Below are 17090 nucleotides of genomic sequence, written 5' to 3'. Positions count from 1 at the left end.
TAAGAAAAGGATTGTTACGTGAAGATTTCTCCAGAAATTTTAAATCTTGTGCCTTATAAACCGGGTAAACCGATTGCAGAAACTCAACGTGAGTACGGTTTATCCCGAGTTTACAAGCTCGCCAGCAACGAAAATCCCCTTGGACCAAGCCCCAAAGCGATGGAGGCGGTAAAAAAGGCGCTGGAGCACCAAAATCTTTATCCAGATCCCTCACATTATGAGCTTTTGCAGACGATTTCTAAAGAGTGGGGCTTTCCTAAGCAGCAATTGGCGATCGGAAATGGCAGTGATGAGCTGATCGATCTGTTAACGCGCATTTTTTGCGAGCCAAAACAGGGAGTTTTGACTTCAGTGGCAGCTTTTAATGCTTATGAAGTGAGTGCGGGTGCCAATCGTGCAGCCCTTCACAAGGTGCCTTTGACGGAAGGATATTGCTTCGATTTGGAAGCCATTGCGGACTATTTCATGGCTCACCACCAGGAAAAGGACATTCGTCTTATTTTCGTTTCAAATCCGAATAATCCAACGGGGACCTATGCTTCTAAGGAGCAAGTTGAGAACTTCCTGGCTCGCCTTGGAAACCGTGACGATGTGATGATCGTGTTCGACGAGGCTTATAACGAATTCGTTCGTGCTGAAGACTATGCATCGGCGCAAAATTATATTAACAAATACAACAACCTGATCGTTTTACGCACCTTCTCAAAAATCTATGGCCTGGCGGGTTTCCGTGTCGGTGCTATGATTGCGCCGCCGACGGTGGTTGAGGTCTATAACCGCGTGCGCAAGCCTTTTAATGTCAACGATTTAGCGCAAGTCGCTGCAAATGCGGCTCTGCAGGATAAAGAATTCCTACAACGCTCACAGCAAATTTGCTGGAAAGGGCTTGATTACTTCTACAAGAAATTAGAAGAATTGGGCCTGCCGTACATTCATTCCCAAGGTAACTTCGTCATGTTTGACACACTTCGTGACGCAGTGAAAGTCAATGAAGCTTTGCTTCGTCGTGGGATCATCATGCGACCTGTTTTGAACTATGGTTTCAAAACTCATATGCGCTTGAGTGTCGGTTTGGAGCATGAAAATGAAGCGGCTATCGCAGCTTTGAAAGAAGTGCTGAAAGAAATTCCTGTCTTGGCTGGAACGCCGATTCCGACAGTTTAAAGAATTTTAGTTTCAAGGTGTAGATAGGATTTTGGAGTGGAAATGGGATTAGTAGTAACAATCGATGGACCTGCGGCATCTGGTAAATCTTCAGTTAGCCGTGAACTTGCCCGCCGTCTTGGCTGGAAATGGGTTTCTACAGGTGCCTTCTATCGTGGACTTGCCTATGCTGCCATTCAATTGAAAGTAAATCTTGATGACGTGAAAGCGTTGTCAGAGTTGACTCACAATCCTATCTGGAGCGTTCGTCTGGAACCAGATCGCACGCGCGTTTATTTCCAAAATGAAGATGTCACAGATGCTATTGCTCACGAAGACGTGGGTAACTTTGCTTCCAAAGTCAGTCATTACCCTGAAGTTCGTAAAGCTCTTTTGGATGCTCAACGTAACTGCAGCAAAGGTGAAGACGGTTTGGTGGCAGAGGGCCGCGATTGCGGTACTGTGGTATTCCCAACAGCCGAAGCGAAAGTTTATCTGACGGCTTCCAGCGCTCACAGAGCTGCTCGTCGTGCGAATGAGCTGGGTCTTGATGAGGGTGATATGGCGAAAGCTCAAAAGCAACGCGATCACCAGGACTCCACTCGTAAGGTGGCACCCATGGCTGTGCCCGCAGATGCATTTGAGTTGGATTCAACAGAGTTAGACCTGAATCAGGTCGTCGACAAAGTTGAAGCTTACGTCAAAACACGTATCTAAGTACGCCTCCTCGTCGCGATAGACGGTTTTAGGCCAGGCCCTGTGATTTCTTCACGGCGCTCTCACGAATTATCGTTCAAATCGAATAGGGTCGACTTAAAGGTCGGCCTAGCATTTGTACCTCTGGTGGCATTGATTGTCCTGGAGGCCGCATATGATGAAATCACTCTTATTACCTGTTTTGCTTTTAGCGAGCTCATGGGCCTATGCTGGCAAAGATGTCGTGGTCACCTGCAAAGGTTCTGTCAGCCCCTCTATGAAGCCACAAGAGACTTATACGGTAAATCTGACCGAGTTCGGGGATGTCGTCCTTGAAGGGCAAACCGCCAAATCGTCGCAGATCTACGTCAAAGTCGATTCTATTCACGTGATTCAAAAAAATGACGACTCTGGATTAAAGCTGGAAAGTACTAAACGTCAGATGGGTATGACTTTGTCTCGTCAGTCGATCGATATCGACTATAAAACGGGAAAAGGCCTGGCCCAGGACACATTGACTCTTAATGCGTCTGGCTCCAAGCCTCGTTCGATCTATCTTGCTTCTTGCACAAGATAATTATTTTTTAGTGAATACGCAGGTCCCAAGATCTTTTTGATCTTTCTTTTGATTGATCGTGATTGTTTGGGCTGTCACGATCACTGATTTTAACGAAGAATTCTTAATACTGCCTTTGCAGACTTCTTTATTAATTCGCGTCAGCTTCGTTGAAGTATCGTCATCTTCGCGAGTTGAGATCAAGTGATCTTCGCAGCTCGTATCGAAATCCGAAGGTTCTTTGAACTCCTTATTCGATAACGAAAATCTGTCCTTGCCGATCTTCAAATATTTATCAGTGATATCGCTTTTCTTAATTTCCAGCTCAGAGCAATACTCTTCATCACCGGAAGTCAGTTCGTACTTACCCAATGACAAAGTGGGAATACTTTCAGCGAGTGCAACAGATGAAAAAGAGATAACAGCAAGACTAAGAAGAGTAATTACTTTTGAAAACATAGTCTGAACCTTTCCATATGAGGCATCATTTGTCTCTGTACACGTTTACCACGAAGTGGGCCCCAGTAGCTACCAGGACTTGTTGCATTGCTGGAACCAACAAGATCTTTACGCATGATTGAAATCGCGCAACGAGCTTGTCCTTCGGCAGTCGAAACACTGCTGCACTCGGGACCACGTCCGTTTTCGCGGCGAACAGCGGCACTTTTCTCCATCGTCCAAAGGCCGATACCGATATCAGGATTTAGAATGCGAGTTCTACCGCTGCGATCAACATAAGTTTCACCGTGCTCCGTTGAAGCATTGCACGTCACATTTTCTTCCCGAGCGAGTGCTGTCCAGAACCATGTCCAAGCAAGCAATTTGTTCTGGTCACTTAGGGAATCAAAGCGTGGGCATAAAGATCCCAAAGCTTTAGAGCTTGTGAAGTCTTCTTTGTAACCAGGACGTGACATCAAGCTGATCATTTTTTGCCCCAAAGCGCCTGGGCGACCTTGAGTGTTCATGATTTTCATACAAGCATTAGGAATAGTTCTTTTAGGCAATGCTTTACCGCGAGAGCTATAGCGAGTTCTTTCTGGTGCAATCGTTGAACGTTGACCTTCGGTTGTTGGTGCCGCAGCAGCCACTGAACAACTTGTACAGTTAGACTTTTTAACAGCTTTATTAGCCTTATTGACAGCTTCCACTGCTTCAACCGTGCGGGCTGCTTTCTTTTTTGAACTTTCAGGATCTACAATGGCAGGCTTGTCGGCTTCAACGCGTGCTGCTTTCGCAGAGGAAACGCTGGAGGCCGAACGGGCTTGATTCCAGTTGCTTGGCATTTCTGCGAACAAGCTCAAATCTGAAGCGCCGTCTTTATGATAGACCCACATTTCTTCACCTTGGCTGCGACCATTTAATACTTTGATTTTAATACCAAATGATCCAGAGCGAAGTCTTTTGGTTTCAAGAATCTCACCACGAGTTCCACGCGTCAGTGTCGTAACTATATTGTTATCACCACGAGTGAATGATCCGGAGCTGCGACCGTTTAGCATACCTTTTAATTCTACATACTCTTCTTTGCCGGTAAAACCCGACAATAAAGAGATACATAGAGTCCCTGCTAAAATTCTTTTGTAAAGCTTAGTGATTTCCATAACCAAGAGGGAGTGCAAGGACCAGGCGCAGTTGGCATTGTGAAACTTCGAAGTGTTTTCAAAACGTTAACCCACAATGACCTCATCCCATTTGGTAACTGCTTTGGAGGAATCGGAGGATTGTCACCGGGGTGTCAACTCAGTGAGCACCCGCGGTTTTTCTCAAATTGAGACAGACAGATTTACTTAAGAGTTGGCAGAGTCTTCGCAATCCAGGGAAGAATCGATGTAGATAACATGCCGACGGCCTTGCCATGGCAGATATTGGATTCATAGCGATTAGACACATAGGAAGTCACGCCAATGACCTGCTTTTCACCATTCACTTCTACAAAGATAGGTCCACCAGAATCGCCTTGGCAAAGGCCGCCTTCGCTCTGTTCAATCGTCACACGGTCCGATGACACCGTGATGTCGTTTTTGAAGCTTTTTGTTTTTGAGCGAAGAGTCATCGAATCACTTTTTGATTCGGAAGTTTTTCCGAATCCTACCAGCGTGACGTCGTCAGAGCTCAGCTCGGCACCCGCATACAGCTCACTGATTACATAGTCAGATGGAATTTTGGATTTCAGGCGTACCAAACCCACATCGTTGTAAAAACCTGAATACGACTCCACGAAAGAGTGATCATACTCAAATGAACTTGCAACGATGCTGTCTCTGGAAGCTCTAAAGCCTGAGGAGCAGTTCATATCATTCGCAAAAACCGCAGCCATACGCACGTTGCCTTTTACACAATGAGCCGCTGTCAAAATTACGTCTTCTGTGATGGGTGTCCCCGTACAGACAGAGCTTTCTTCCTCGCCTTTTTCATTATAGCGAGATCCGATCAACATGACGACTTTCTTAGAAAGGGGATCCGATTTTGCGGTGACAGAACCACCCACAACGCCGGGCAAACATTGGCCCTCAAGTTTATCACGGGCTTCATTTGAAATAGTGCAGCCACTAAGAATGGCCAATCCAACAAAAAGATTTACGGAAGAGATAATTGTTTTTTTCATGGAATGAGCACTAAGCAATACGCGGGCCTTGTATAAAACGATACCTTCAAGATGAGACACTTCAGAGGACTCAAATATGACTAGATCTCAAACACCGGAGGAATTTAATTCAATCTGGTGACTCCAGAATGATGGCCTGTGAATTGCTATATTTGCTCGTATGATCAGAAGCTGGATTTTAAAACGATTCCTATGGGCAAAGGTTGTCGACGCGGTATTCACGTGCAGAGCGATAATCGGCTATGCTGTGCTCTTTGGGTTAATGGCTTCAGTCAGTCAGGCAGGTCCCCAGGATCCCTCTGATTATATCGCCATCAAAGGTGGCCTGGTCGATATCGCAGATGGCGCCTATATCGAAGGGTCGCAACGTCAGGGCGGAATCCAGCCTGACTATAAAATCGATTTGGAAAGTGCACCCCTAAAACAAATCATGGAAAAGGCTGCCAGCCTTCGTGAAATGAATTTGGAGTATTGGGATCGCGTGGGCATGGTGGTGGAAATCATTCGTGGCGAAGTCTTCTCCTATACCGACTATAAAAATCCCTACTATCGCAGACTTTTAAAAAAATACCGTCTGGCCAACGAAGACATTCCTTTAAGTGAGTACGCCTTATGCAGCGCGGGTGTGTGCCGCGAACATGCTTTGATTCTGCATTTTGCTTTAAAGGCCGCGGGCATCCAAAATGATTTCGCCTATGTGAGTGCGGCAAGAGTGCATGCTTTTCATCAGTACGTCGAAGACCACGCGGTGACGGTTGTAAAACTGAACGGGGTCGAGTGGGTTGTTGATGCTTATAATGAATTATTCAACGGCTATCGTTTAAAAGACTTGATGAAGATGGGTGGGCCTGATGTCAGAGCAGAGCGTGCGCCCATTGCGCAAGAAGTTTCGACTGTTCGCTTTTTCCGAAAAATTCATGACTTCCCGGTTGTCTATAATCCCAAAGCGGGTCTTTGTAAGTCAGTATTCAAATAAAAAGGCCATCCTGTCACAATGGCCCCTTAACTCTAATGATGTTGGGAACTGATCTGCTCACTTAAGCGGCCTTTGTTTCGGCCCGCAGTGATTTTAGATTCTGCCCCGAAAAACTCCAATAGATCGGCATTGAATTTTTCCGCGTGAGTTTGTGGAAGTCCATGGGGCGCGCCTTCGTAGACTTTAAGTTCTGCATTGGGTATGAACTTTACGGCCTCGATGCTGGAGGCAATAATTGGAACGATCTGATCATCGCTCCCGTGAATCAGTAAAGTAGGGATGTCCATTTTTTTTAGATCTTCGGTGAAATCCGTTTCGGAAAATTGCTCGATGCAATCATACTCCGCCTTGATTCCGCCCATCATTCCCTGCAGCCAAAAGGAATCACAGGTGCCATCCACCGTTTTATGCATCATTCGATTAAAGCCATAAAATTTTTTAGAAAGATCCATAAAAAACTGCGAGCGGTTGTCAGTCACACCCTTACGAATATCGTCGAAGACTTCAATAGGAAGCCCCTCAGGGTTCTGCGGCGTTTTTAACATCAGGGGAGGTACAGCTCCGACAAGTACAGCCTTTGCCACGCGAGTGGAGCCATGGCGTCCAATATAGCGTGCCACCTCGCCACCACCGGTGGAATGTCCCACCAGAATCAGCTCCTGCAAATCCAGGTGATCAATCAGCTCTGCCAAATCGTCAGCATATTGATCCATTGTATTGCCCTCAAAGGTCTGCGAAGATCGGCCATGCCCACGGCGATCATGCGCAATCACGCGATAGCCCTCGTTCAACAAAGCGAGCATTTGACCATCCCAGGCGTCGGCTGTCAGTGGCCAGCCGTGAGAGAAGAGAACCGGTTGTCCCTGGCCCCAATCTTTATAAAAAATTTTTGTGCCGTCGGAAACAGTGAAGAAAGAGGAACTCATAGAATATCCTTTCCCAAGGAGAACTGTTGTGAGTCACATCTCAAGGTTAACAGCAGGAATGAATAAGATCATGCAATTGGCGCGCGCCTGAGAAAATGCAGAAAGACCTCCTGTAAGAACGCAAAACCCTCTGGGCGATATGAAGTCATTCGTCTAGAAGCGCTCAGCAAGTAACAACGCCTTGGCAGCGACAGCGGTGGTGTAGGCGGAGGACCTCCACACGACCGGATAACGAGCTACAAAAGTCGCTGCAAAGTAAACCTCACCCGGCCAGTACACGAAGCCATTGCTGTCCTTGGTGCTCATACCGGCCAAAAAATCAGCTCCATCGCGGACCGCTTCACGATGCTGTGGATTTTCGGGATCCCCCAGTTGCGCCAAAGCACTTAACGCCCAGGCCGTGGACTGAATGCGATCAGGGCGGCTCAGGTATTTATTCTTCCAGCCGCCATTGCGTTTTTGTTTTTTTAAAAGAAACGCAATCAGGTTGTCGCGCGAAGGCTCCAGGCAACTTCCACCCTGGTGAATGATTTCCGCCATGGTGTAGGGCAGAACATAGCGACTGGGATAATACATTCCACAGTAAAAGAAATCTTTTTTGATCGCCATGCGGTTTAAGTGATTGCAGGCCGCCTGGTATCCCGGTCCATCGGTTCGTTTCGCCATGGTCAGCATTTTTAAAACATTCGCATTCACCACACAGTCCACATCATTACGATTGAATGGCACTCGAGTCCCATTATTTGGGCGAGCAAAAAGATTGCGCGGCATCTTGGGGTCCATGTCGTCCCAAAGCCAGGTCAAAAACGCGCCGGTATTTTTCTGTCCCTGGCCCGCGTTGTAGATGTGCGGCTTGCGATTCAGATCTCGTGCCCTGGAAAAAGCATCCATCACGGAATCTGGTAAGGGTTGATAACTGTGTTCGTCCCGATGAATTTTATGCAGGTACTGCAAAGTGGAATATGAAATCGAAGTCGTATCCGCATCTGGTGGAATGTTTGCGAAACCCTTAAAGCGGGGAGCAAGATACATGTAGCGCGGTTGGCGAACTTTCACCCCGCGGTAGGTTGTTGGCGGATAAAAATTAAAAAGCTGATCCCAATAATAATTTGAAAATCCCGCCACGGTTTTTTCAATCATCGGCGGAATGGCGTCGTACTCGGGAGCCAGAAAATAAATCTCCGCCAAAACATTGGCGACGGAGGCCGCGACAAAGGCGGTGGGCTCCTCATAGGGGTGATTAAATTTCCCAACACCGACATTCGAGGGCAGGTATGAAGTGACTCGCGCCACCCATTGGCCGGGGTCGTAACCCTCCTCCCCCGTGGTTTGATAGTGCTCAATAAACCGCAGGGCCGAGGAAATTTGGGTTCTATATTGGGGTCCTGCGAAACAATACGTTCCCGCCAAAGAAACTAACAAAAGAATATAAATCGCTCGCACCGGGCCTCCCAAGCTCTCAAATCAAATATGTTCGAGTTAGGAAGGGAAATCACGGGGTACGAATAGGCTTCTGTTAGCTTACAATTGTCACCACTTTGAAAAGGCTAACGAACCGCGCAAAACCTTTGACTTCCGCCCCCTTAGCTCGCTACACCATTGGTTCGCCAAAGAGCGAAGAAAGGTACGGGTAAGGTCCTCGAGGCTTTACTACGTGGAGGTATTTAAAAAACGATATGACAAAACAACTTAACAAGGCCGAACTTGAAAAACAGAAAGTGCTAGCTTTCTTGGATGCAGAAGATTCTAAAGTCGCTGCTAATCCTGGCATCTATGGTGCAAAAAAGTCTGACAAAGGCGAATTCGATTCTCTATTCGAAGCGTCCATGAAAGAGCAAGATTTCAAAGTTGGCGACGTTGTTACTGGTACAGTAGTAGAAGTTCAATCTGACTACGTTCTAGTGGACATCAACTACAAGTCTGAAGGTTTGATTGCTATCAATGAATTCCGTATTGTTGACGGCGTTCGTGAAGTAAAAGCTGGAGACAAAGTAGAAGTTCTTATCGACCGTATCGAAAACGAAAACGGTATGATCGTTCTTTCTAAAGATAAAGCAGACATGCTACGTGCATGGACTGATATCTCTAAAGCAGCAGAAAACGAAGAAGTTATCGAAGGTACTGTTGTTGCTAAAGTTAAAGGCGGCTTGAGCGTTGATATCGGCGTTAAAGCATTCTTGCCTGGATCTCAAATTGATCTACGTCCGGTTCGCAACATGGACGTTTACTTGGGCAAAAAGTTCAAATTCAAAGTTATCAAATTCAACAAAAAGCGTGGCAACATCGTTCTTTCTCGCCGTGCGCTTCTTGAAGAAGAACGCGACAGCTTGCGTTCACAAACTCTTGACACTATGGCAGAAGGTTCTGTTGTTACTGGTATCGTTAAAAATATCACTGACTACGGTGCGTTCATCGACCTTGGTGGCATGGACGGTTTGTTGCACATCACAGACATGTCATGGGGCCGTGTAAAACACCCTTCTGAAATGTTGAACGTTGGCGACGAAATCCAAGTTAAAGTTCTTAAATACGACAAAGAAAAAGAACGCGTATCTTTGGGCATGAAACAGTTGCACAACGATCCTTGGGAAACTGTTAAAGCTTCTTACCCAGCAGGCACTAAGCTTAAAGGTAAAGTTGTTTCTTTGGCAGAATACGGTGCATTCATTGAACTTGGCGAAGGCATTGAAGGCCTAATCCACGTTTCTGAAATGTCTTGGACTAAACGTGTAAAACACCCTTCTCAAATCGTTAACGTTGGTGACGAAGTAGAAGTAGTAGTTCTTGAAGTTGACACTGAAAACCGCCGCATTTCTTTGGGCATGAAACAGCTTCAACAAAATCCTTGGATTGAACTTAAAGAGTCTTACGCTCCAGGTACAATCATCGAAGGCGAAGTTAAATCTGTTACTGACTTCGGTATCTTCATCGGCATCGAAGAAGGTATTGACGGCCTAGTTCACATCTCTGACTTCTCTTGGACTAAACGTGTAAATCACCCAAGCGAAATGTTCGCTAAAGGTGCTAAAGTACGCGCAGTTGTTCTAGGTGTAGACATCGAGAACGAAAGATTCTCTTTGGGCATCAAACAACTTGAATCTGATCCTTGGGCTAACATCGAGAACAAATACGCTATCGGTACACAACACGACGTTAAAGTAACTAAAACAGCTGATTTTGGTGCTTTCGTTGAGCTTGAGTCTGATATCGAAGGTTTGATCCACATTTCTGAACTTACAACAGACAAAATCAACTCTGTTGAAGACTTCATTAAGCCAGGTCAATCTGTAAAAGCTGAAGTTATCTCTATCGACAAAGACGCTCGTAAGATCGGTTTGTCTGCTAAACTAGTTAAACTTCGTGAGTCAAAAGCTGACGTTGATGACTATGTTAAGAAAGCAACAGCAACTTCTAAATCAACTTTCGGTGACTTGTTCGCTGAACAGTTGAAAACTATGAAGACTGACGGCAAGCAATAGTCGAATAACACTCTGGCGTGAGCTGGAGTGTAGGAGGCTACTCCGGCGTGAGCCGGAGTGTATCAGACGCTTGGCGTAATTGACTGAAATGTCGAAAAAGGGGAGCCTACCAAGGTTCCCCTTTTTTTATTTCAGCAGGAGTCAGCAGCGTGGCGCAGAAGTCCGGTTTCTTCAAAAAACTTATCATCATTATTTTGGTTTTCATCGGTATCGGCGCAGTCCTTAAGGCCGGATCCGGTATGTTCGGTGAGCAAGAAAAAAAGCTAACTGCTAAGAACACGATCCTGCAACTTGAAATGAATGGCGTGATCCTGAACGGCAAACGTTTCCTGAAAAATCTAAAAAAATATTCTGACGACAATCGCGTGAAAGCGATCGTAATCAACATTAATTCTCCGGGGGGATCTGTGGGTCCTTCTCAAGAGATCTATCACCACATCAAGCAAGTTCGTGAAGAACTTAAAAAGCCCGTCGTCTGCGTGACAACGGGAGTGATGGCTTCCGGTGCTTACTATTCCGCTGTTGCCTGCGATAAGATCGTCGTGGCTCCAGGGGCGCTTGTGGGATCTATCGGTGTGATTATGGAATTCGCAAATCTTGAAAAGCTTTATGATTGGGCAAAGGTTTCTCGCTACTCCATCACATCTGGAAAATTTAAAGATTCCGGTGCTGAGTACCGCGGCATGCGCGCTGATGAAAAAGAGCTTTTCCAAAACATGATCAACGAAGTTTATGCGCAGTTCAAAGGAACGGTTGCGAAAGAACGTAAGCTAAAAGATGAAGTTGTATCTGAGTATGCGGATGGCCGTGTGTTCACAGGTGCCTTTGCCGTGAAAACGGGTTTTGCGGATCAAGAAGGTTTCTTGGATGACGCTATTAAGCTTGCAGCAGACATGGCGAAACTTGGTAAAGACTACGACGTCTTTGAAGTTCCTAAAAAGAAAATGAGCATCTTTGATTTCGGCGAAAAAGAATCGGAAGACGATATGAACTCCCTGGGTGACTATGCAGACCTTCTGAAAGGTAAAGCGGCGGTTGCTGCCGGCATTACCCCAGGCGTGAATGTTGAGGGCGCGGTGAAGTATTTGCTTCGTGCAAAATACTTGAACCAGCCTTTGTACATGATGCCAGGCTACTGGGAGTAGTTGATGGCAAAAAAGAAAGCGCTTAAAAAATCCTCCGTAAAAACGGCAGCACCGAAAAAATCGGCAGCCAAAAAATCAGCCACGAAGCCAAGCTCTTCCGCTGAAAAAGCTGCGATTTGTATCAATCAAAACGTTTGGCCTATGGAAAGAGACGTTCTTTTCCGTCCGGATCGTATGAAGTACGTGCGTAAGTTGATCAAACCTGAGGGTTGCGTTTTCTGTAATGCCGCGAAACACGAAGCTTCATTCGATACCTTGTGTGTCTACAAATCAAAACACTCAATGGTTGTTCTTAATAAGTTTCCTTACAACAGTGGTCATGTTCTGGTTTTGCCTCTTCGTCACTGCGGTGACTTGTTAAAACTCAGTGATGCCGAGTATGCGGACGTGCAAAACACGATTCGTCACACGATGGCAGCGATCAACTCGATTTATGATCCAGGTGGGATTAACCTGGGACTTAATCACGGGGCGGTGGCGGGTGCGGGGATTCCCGAGCATCTTCACTATCATATGATTCCGCGTTGGGCGGGGGATCTTAATTTCTTTCCTTTGATTGCTGAGACCAAGGTCTTGGTTGAAAGTCTCGAGCAGACCTATGAGAAGTTTTTGGAGTATTTTAAAAAGATATGAATAGAGGCGTAAGTTTTCAAACAGCTCCCATGACTCCTGCGGTGAAGTGGTTGCTGATCATCAATGTGGCGATTTGGTTCCTTCTGCAAGTAATGGTGGAGGGATTTGCTAAAATTCCTATTACGCCTTATTTGGCACTTTACCCTGGTAAAGTACTTTTCAATTTCGAGATTTGGCAGCTCTTTACATATATGTTCGTGCACTCTTTGCAAGTGACGCACATTCTGTTCAACATGCTGATGCTTTGGTTTTTTGGTGCCGAGCTTGAGCAGCGTTGGGGTACAAAGTTCTTCCTGACTTATTATTTCGCTTCGGGCATCGGTGCTGCGATTCTGTATTGCGTGGGTGTTTGGGGTTGGGCTTTGGCGACGGGTTCAGAGACGGGCTTGATCGTTCCAGTGGTGGGCGCTTCGGGTGCGATCTTTGGTCTTTTGCTGGCTCAAGGGATTATCTTTGGTGAGCGTATCGTTTACTTCTTTATGCTCTTCCCGATGAAGAACAAGTGGTTCGTGGCCTTGATGGGCTTGGTTCAATTTGCCTCCATGATGACATCTGGCGTCACTGGCGGGGAAGTGGCCTACCTAGCACATTTGGGCGGTATTGCAGCCGGTTTCATTACGTTGCAGATCAAAGCGTGGTTCGTACGCCAAGACTTCAAGAAAAAGGCTAAAAACAAGGGCCGAAACTTGAGATTGGTCGTAGATAACGAGAAGAAGAACGACAAACCTCCAAAGTATTGGAACTAGGAACCCGAAGGCCCTAAAGCCGCCGACTGCTTTGTTGTCGGGGTTGGGCCTCCCCTCCGACGTACGAGCAGTACGCCTCCGGTACGGCCCAACCCCTCCGCCGCGCATTCGGCGCCTTTAGACCCTTCTAGTGTCTTTGACTTCGTTCTGGGGAGGGATTTCAACTTTGGCTTTGGGGCTGGACAAGATTAGGGCAGTTGGATATAAAAGATGGCGATTATAAATTTCTAAAGGAGCATGCAATGTCTTTGGCTGAAGCTAACAAAAATCTTAAATGGGATACTAGAATGACTGAAGCTAAGGTTAACTCTGGTGAGCTTAAAAAGGATGAATTGCAAAAGCACCTTGAACAGCTTCCGGATCTTGCTCACAACGTTGAGAAATTCACAATCGACGGTAAATCTTCAACTTCTAACGAAGAATCTCACTAAGATTTTTCCGACAAGTTTGAATCTGAAAAGCAGCCCCTTAAGGCTGCTTTTTTTATTTCTTTTTGACCGACAAATCCGTGGTCACGCGGATAAATTCTTCCTGTTGCAGTCCTTGCAACAGTTTAAAGCCAAATAGAGCCACTTCGGCTCCGATCCGCTTGGCACAAAACGTGATAAAGCCCCTCTCAGCATAATAGTTTTTAATTCATTAAAGGATGTGCTTTATGAAATCACTTTCAGTATTAGTTATGGGTTGTTTGCTTTCAGTTGCTGCCGTGGCTGCTCCCGGCGATCGTATTGCGGAAAAGGCAGATCGTATTGCGATGGAGCTGCGTTACCGTGGTCACGAGTTGTCTCAATCTCAAAGAGAACAAATCAACAAGAGCTTGGATTCTATCCGTCGCGTTTTAGATGGCGATCTTGAAGGCCCAGGTGGCGGCGGTGATTCTCGTTATACTTGCGTATCTCGTGATAACGATGGCCGCGCTCCCTATACATTGGCAATCCGTGAAGGCATCAACGTGACTCGTTTGCAGATCACTTACGATACTTTGCCTGGCTGTGAACAAGCGATGAATTCAATCCGTTATATCGGCTACAAAGGTTTGATCTGTACTTCTCGTGACAATGACGGCCGCGAGCCGACTTTGCTCGCTATCTTGAACGGTGGTCAAGCTGCGCGCATTTCAAAAACTGTGATGAACAAAGCAGACTGCATGGAAACTTTGAGAACTCTAAGACCAGATCGCAATAACAATATCGTTATGTGTGTGTCCAGAGATGCAGACGGACGTAATCCGTATGTTGCGTTGAACTTGAATATGAACAACGGTTCTGTGCAAACAGGCACTGAGACATTCAATAATGTTGCTGATTGCAAAAAGTTTATCGGCCAGTAAGGCCGTGAATATGTCAGCCAATAAGGCTGTGAGAAATTGAAAAAAAAGCAGCCTCTCAAAGGGCTGCTTTTTTGTTTTTTAAAGACCGTAGTACTCAAAAACTCTTAAGGCGAGCTGGAATTCCGCTTCCAAATCCAAGGGATCAGAGGCGAGCTCAAAGACATCTTCCTTGGAAGGCTTGTGAATTTTCGCCAGCTTCTTTTGCGCTTCCTGCCAGTAACGTTCCTGCCACTGTGGATTGGTTACGCGAGTAAACAGCTCATTGATTTCCAAGCTGCGTGCGGTGGCGTCCTTGTTCATTTTCTTTTGTCCTGGGAAAACATAATCGACCACTTTGACGATGTCTTCGGGATTGACCAGTTCCAACGTACAATAAGTCGCGCACACCATCGCCAGCAAATACTTGCGATAGCTGGCAAGATCTTTGGTATGATAGGTGTGCTCTCCACCAGAGCGATAAATCACTTTCAGATCTTCGTAAATCGGAGAAAGTTTTTTGCCGAGTTCGTCCCCTAAAGCGAGATCCAGAACGACCACCAAGCTTTCCGCAAAATTCAAATAGCGGCGAAATCCTGTGGCGTCTTTCGGTGCTGGTGGCAGCAGGCGCCACAGCACGCGGTGGTTTTGTTCATGATACAGGGAGATTTCATTAAAGCGGCCCAAGGCTTCCAATTCCTTGTCAGGATCTGCCAGTTCTTCAGAGTGATCTCGGAACCACAAAAGTTCGGACCAGGACGGGGAGTATTGAATTACATCAGCAAACAAGTCTTGAGCGCTCAGGGAACGCATCGTCGAGCAGACTTTGGCTTCGAACACGCCGCCTAATTCCAAATACATTTCACGGCTGGCGCGATACAAGGCGCTTGAATGCAATAGCTGTGCATCCAAGGGGTATTCGTCCAAGGTGATCTTTTGAAATTTTTTGGAAGTTGGAAGATTTGAAAGGAGTTTTAAGTCTGCAAGAAAGTCTTGGACGTGCGAAGTCGCAACGGCGGAGGGCGATTTTTTCGTCATTTATCGCCCCTTAAGATTACTGAGTTTGCTGGATGTTGCCAGCTTGAGCTGTCATGGAGTTCTCGCGAGCAATCGCAGAAGTCACAGCTTTAGAATTAAACGGTGCCCATTCTTCGCGAATGATTTTATAAGTGTCGCCTGATTTCACCGCATAGATCGTTTTCACACCATAGTCGATATGCTTGTCAGATTCATAGCGTTGCAGCGTTTTCACCAACAATTGTTCGTTGTGAGCCACGATATAAGGTTGGGAAAGGTGAACTTTGATGAACTCGTATTGTTTTTTCAAGTTCGACTTGTGGGCTTTCCAAGATGTGAAGTTAAAACCTGGAGCTTTAAAGTCAGCATCATAGTAGCTCATATACTTATCGATATCTTGGGCTTCCCAAGATTGTCTCCAACCTTCGATGAAGCTGTTCAAAGCCACGCGGCGCTTTTCGTGCTCGTCTTTTTGAACATAGCTAACATGGTCGAAAATCAAGATCGGTGTTTCGTTCAATTTAACGTAGTCCGCAAGTTTTTTGATAACTTCATTACGAACAACCACACAACCACGAGAACCGCGAGTCAATGGCACAGTGTCGGGGATCGCATGAAGCCAGATGCCAGAACCTGTTTTGTTTTCGCGCTTATCGAATAGATTTGGATAGTTCGTTGTGAATGCTAAGCCACCATAAAGGTTGAATGGAATTTCTGGCTGAGTCAGGCGCTTTTCCAGGAAGTAGATGCCTTCAGGAGTTCTGGCATCGTCACGCTTAGTTTTATTGCCGCCGTTTTTACCGATATCAGCAGGGAACTCTTCAACTTTTTTGATTTGTTCGCCATTGCGTTCGAAAACAGACAATTTGCGTTTTTCTTTGTCGACCAAAAAAACGAATTTAGAGAAAGCCTCTGTCTCTGAGATCTGTAGCAGCGGTGCTGGCAGCAAATCGGTCGCCTCAAGTTGAGACGGTGCAGATGATACAGATTCCGCCTTCACAGGCAAACACGATAATAATATTAAGGATCCCGAGAGCAAAATTCTCATAATATATTATTTCGGAAGATTGGTGATTTTTGTCAAGCCTCAGAATGAAATTGTCTAAACGTTAGACGAAATATCGGAAATCCCTTAAGAAAATTTGAAGTCTCCACTGTTAAGACCTAGGACTGTTACACCGATAGCTTTAAGGAAGTGAGAGGTTTACATGGCAGAGAGTCAACAGGGACAAGCTCCAGCAAAACCCAAGAACACAGGTATGATTCTGCAAATCCTGTTTGCAGTGATCAATTTGGCAGTTATGGGTGGCGGCGCTTATATGGTATTTGCCTCGACTATAGGGTGGGAAAGCCCTGTTATCAGCGAGGAATCTGCTCAAAGGGAATTGGCGTCTACTGGGGAAACTGAATTGGCCCCAATGGTGTTCACTATGGACAAATTCACGGTGAATTTGGAAGGCGAACCCAAAAGAACGATCCGTCTGGAGGTGAATCTTCAGATGTTGGGTAAAGATGGTTTCGAAGAAGTCATGGAGCCGGAAAATCGCGCCAAGGCGCGTGATAAAATCGTTCGTATCCTGAATGAAGAGGGCTTTACTGACCTCGAAAGTATCCAAGGCAAATTGTTCCTTAAAGACAAGATCGCCATGGAAGTAAATGGCATCCTTCATAAGGGTGTCGTGAAGGACGTGTTTTTTTCTGACTTTGTCGTTCAATAATCTGCCTCTGCATATTTTCAAAAAAGGCTCTGAGAGATCGGGGCCTTTTTTTTTTCTATCCTGCCACAAAGGCCTGGCGGGCAAAGCCTTGGCGAAGGTCGGTGCTGTCTTAAGTCTTAAAGCACTGCAAATTGTTGTCATCCC

General features: G+C 46.0%; 18 protein-coding genes. 11 read left to right on the top strand and 7 right to left on the bottom strand.

Going from position 1 to position 17090, the window contains the following annotated elements:
• The first annotated feature begins 18 nt into the window (after positions 1-18).
• From hisC to DOM22_RS14800, 3 genes are all read left to right on the top strand, one after another.
• Positions 19-1164 (top strand): histidinol-phosphate transaminase, encoded by a 1146-nt coding sequence (gene hisC, locus DOM22_RS14810; RefSeq protein WP_142701126.1) that lies wholly within the window; start codon positions 19-21, stop codon positions 1162-1164.
• Positions 1165-1206: 42 nt separating this feature from the next.
• The gene (gene cmk / locus DOM22_RS14805; protein WP_142701125.1) at positions 1207-1860 is read left to right on the top strand and encodes a (d)CMP kinase; all 654 of its coding nucleotides are present in this window, start codon (positions 1207-1209) and stop codon (positions 1858-1860) included.
• A 154-nt stretch (positions 1861-2014) separates the two neighbouring features.
• Positions 2015-2416: a hypothetical protein gene (locus tag DOM22_RS14800; protein ID WP_142701124.1), complete on the top strand. Its 402-nt coding sequence runs from the start codon at positions 2015-2017 to the stop codon at positions 2414-2416.
• Here the strand turns inward: DOM22_RS14800 and DOM22_RS14795 are convergent, their stop codons facing one another.
• From DOM22_RS14795 to DOM22_RS14785, 3 genes are all read right to left on the bottom strand, one after another.
• Positions 2417-2854 (bottom strand): hypothetical protein, encoded by a 438-nt coding sequence (locus DOM22_RS14795; RefSeq protein WP_142701123.1) that lies wholly within the window; start codon positions 2852-2854, stop codon positions 2417-2419.
• Entirely contained in the window at positions 2839-3996 is a 1158-nt protein-coding gene (locus DOM22_RS14790) for a hypothetical protein (RefSeq protein ID WP_142701122.1), read from the bottom strand. Before DOM22_RS14790 ends, DOM22_RS14795 begins: the two co-directional genes overlap by 16 nt.
• A gap of 182 nt (positions 3997-4178) precedes the next feature.
• A complete protein-coding gene (locus tag DOM22_RS14785) occupies positions 4179-5060 on the bottom strand; it encodes a trypsin-like serine protease (protein ID WP_210415637.1) in 882 nt (293 codons plus the stop codon).
• Between the two features lie 202 nt (positions 5061-5262).
• Between DOM22_RS14785 and DOM22_RS14780 the strand changes: the two genes are divergently transcribed.
• Complete coding sequence (locus tag DOM22_RS14780; protein ID WP_210415636.1) at positions 5263-5976, top strand: hypothetical protein; 714 nt, start codon at positions 5263-5265, stop codon at positions 5974-5976.
• A 32-nt stretch (positions 5977-6008) separates the two neighbouring features.
• Here the strand turns inward: DOM22_RS14780 and DOM22_RS14775 are convergent, their stop codons facing one another.
• Positions 6009-6902 (bottom strand): alpha/beta fold hydrolase, encoded by an 894-nt coding sequence (locus DOM22_RS14775; RefSeq protein WP_142701119.1) that lies wholly within the window; start codon positions 6900-6902, stop codon positions 6009-6011.
• A 153-nt stretch (positions 6903-7055) separates the two neighbouring features.
• Positions 7056-8324 carry a hypothetical protein gene (locus DOM22_RS14770; protein ID WP_142701118.1) on the bottom strand — a complete coding sequence of 423 codons (1269 nt, stop codon included), beginning with the start codon at positions 8322-8324 and terminating at the stop codon, positions 7056-7058.
• Positions 8325-8578: 254 nt separating this feature from the next.
• Between DOM22_RS14770 and DOM22_RS14765 the strand changes: the two genes are divergently transcribed.
• The 6 genes from DOM22_RS14765 (at position 8579) to DOM22_RS14740 (ending at position 14235) form a co-directional block, all read left to right on the top strand.
• Entirely contained in the window at positions 8579-10381 is a 1803-nt protein-coding gene (locus DOM22_RS14765) for a 30S ribosomal protein S1 (protein ID WP_210415635.1), read from the top strand.
• Between the two features lie 149 nt (positions 10382-10530).
• Positions 10531-11526, top strand: a complete 996-nt coding sequence (sppA, locus tag DOM22_RS14760; protein ID WP_246845669.1) for a signal peptide peptidase SppA — start codon at positions 10531-10533, stop codon at positions 11524-11526.
• Between the two features lie 3 nt (positions 11527-11529).
• Positions 11530-12159: an HIT domain-containing protein gene (locus tag DOM22_RS14755; RefSeq protein ID WP_142701117.1), complete on the top strand. Its 630-nt coding sequence runs from the start codon at positions 11530-11532 to the stop codon at positions 12157-12159.
• Positions 12156-12905 carry a rhomboid family intramembrane serine protease gene (locus tag DOM22_RS14750; RefSeq protein WP_142701116.1) on the top strand — a complete coding sequence of 250 codons (750 nt, stop codon included), beginning with the start codon at positions 12156-12158 and terminating at the stop codon, positions 12903-12905. Before DOM22_RS14755 ends, DOM22_RS14750 begins: the two co-directional genes overlap by 4 nt.
• 242 nt (positions 12906-13147) lie before the next feature.
• The gene (locus DOM22_RS14745; protein WP_142701115.1) at positions 13148-13336 is read left to right on the top strand and encodes a hypothetical protein; all 189 of its coding nucleotides are present in this window, start codon (positions 13148-13150) and stop codon (positions 13334-13336) included.
• 224 nt (positions 13337-13560) lie between these two features.
• The gene (locus tag DOM22_RS14740) at positions 13561-14235 is read left to right on the top strand and encodes a hypothetical protein (RefSeq protein WP_142701114.1); all 675 of its coding nucleotides are present in this window, start codon (positions 13561-13563) and stop codon (positions 14233-14235) included.
• Between the two features lie 78 nt (positions 14236-14313).
• On the opposite strand, the gene DOM22_RS14735 is transcribed toward DOM22_RS14740, so the two are convergent.
• Together DOM22_RS14735 and DOM22_RS14730 are read right to left on the bottom strand one after the other, a co-directional pair.
• On the bottom strand, positions 14314-15249 hold the full coding sequence (locus DOM22_RS14735) for a hypothetical protein (protein ID WP_142701113.1): 936 nt from the start codon (positions 15247-15249) through the stop codon (positions 14314-14316).
• Between the two features lie 16 nt (positions 15250-15265).
• Positions 15266-16228, bottom strand: a complete 963-nt coding sequence (locus DOM22_RS14730) for a murein L,D-transpeptidase family protein (protein ID WP_246845668.1) — start codon at positions 16226-16228, stop codon at positions 15266-15268.
• Between the two features lie 208 nt (positions 16229-16436).
• Between DOM22_RS14730 and fliL the strand changes: the two genes are divergently transcribed.
• Positions 16437-16946 carry a flagellar basal body-associated protein FliL gene (gene fliL, locus DOM22_RS14725; protein ID WP_142701111.1) on the top strand — a complete coding sequence of 170 codons (510 nt, stop codon included), beginning with the start codon at positions 16437-16439 and terminating at the stop codon, positions 16944-16946.
• Positions 16947-17090 lie beyond the last annotated feature (144 nt).

It is taken from the genome of Bdellovibrio sp. ZAP7 (assembly GCF_006874645.1).
Taxonomy (GTDB): domain Bacteria; phylum Bdellovibrionota; class Bdellovibrionia; order Bdellovibrionales; family Bdellovibrionaceae; genus Bdellovibrio.
This window is presented reverse-complemented; position numbering and strand designations above follow the sequence as displayed.

Coding starts and splice junctions, on each gene's coding strand:
- DOM22_RS14750 (WP_142701116.1), top strand. CDS start 12,156: ATGAATAGAGGCGTAAGTTTTCAAACAGCTCCCATGACTCCTGCGGTG.
- fliL (WP_142701111.1), top strand. CDS start 16,437: ATGGCAGAGAGTCAACAGGGACAAGCTCCAGCAAAACCCAAGAACACA.
- DOM22_RS14755 (WP_142701117.1), top strand. CDS start 11,530: ATGGCAAAAAAGAAAGCGCTTAAAAAATCCTCCGTAAAAACGGCAGCA.
- DOM22_RS14740 (WP_142701114.1), top strand. CDS start 13,561: ATGAAATCACTTTCAGTATTAGTTATGGGTTGTTTGCTTTCAGTTGCT.
- DOM22_RS14745 (WP_142701115.1), top strand. CDS start 13,148: ATGTCTTTGGCTGAAGCTAACAAAAATCTTAAATGGGATACTAGAATG.
- DOM22_RS14790 (WP_142701122.1), bottom strand. CDS start 3,996: ATGGAAATCACTAAGCTTTACAAAAGAATTTTAGCAGGGACTCTATGT.
- DOM22_RS14780 (WP_210415636.1), top strand. CDS start 5,263: ATGGCTTCAGTCAGTCAGGCAGGTCCCCAGGATCCCTCTGATTATATC.
- DOM22_RS14795 (WP_142701123.1), bottom strand. CDS start 2,854: ATGTTTTCAAAAGTAATTACTCTTCTTAGTCTTGCTGTTATCTCTTTT.
- DOM22_RS14800 (WP_142701124.1), top strand. CDS start 2,015: ATGATGAAATCACTCTTATTACCTGTTTTGCTTTTAGCGAGCTCATGG.
- DOM22_RS14735 (WP_142701113.1), bottom strand. CDS start 15,249: ATGACGAAAAAATCGCCCTCCGCCGTTGCGACTTCGCACGTCCAAGAC.
- DOM22_RS14765 (WP_210415635.1), top strand. CDS start 8,579: ATGACAAAACAACTTAACAAGGCCGAACTTGAAAAACAGAAAGTGCTA.
- DOM22_RS14775 (WP_142701119.1), bottom strand. CDS start 6,902: ATGAGTTCCTCTTTCTTCACTGTTTCCGACGGCACAAAAATTTTTTAT.
- cmk (WP_142701125.1), top strand. CDS start 1,207: ATGGGATTAGTAGTAACAATCGATGGACCTGCGGCATCTGGTAAATCT.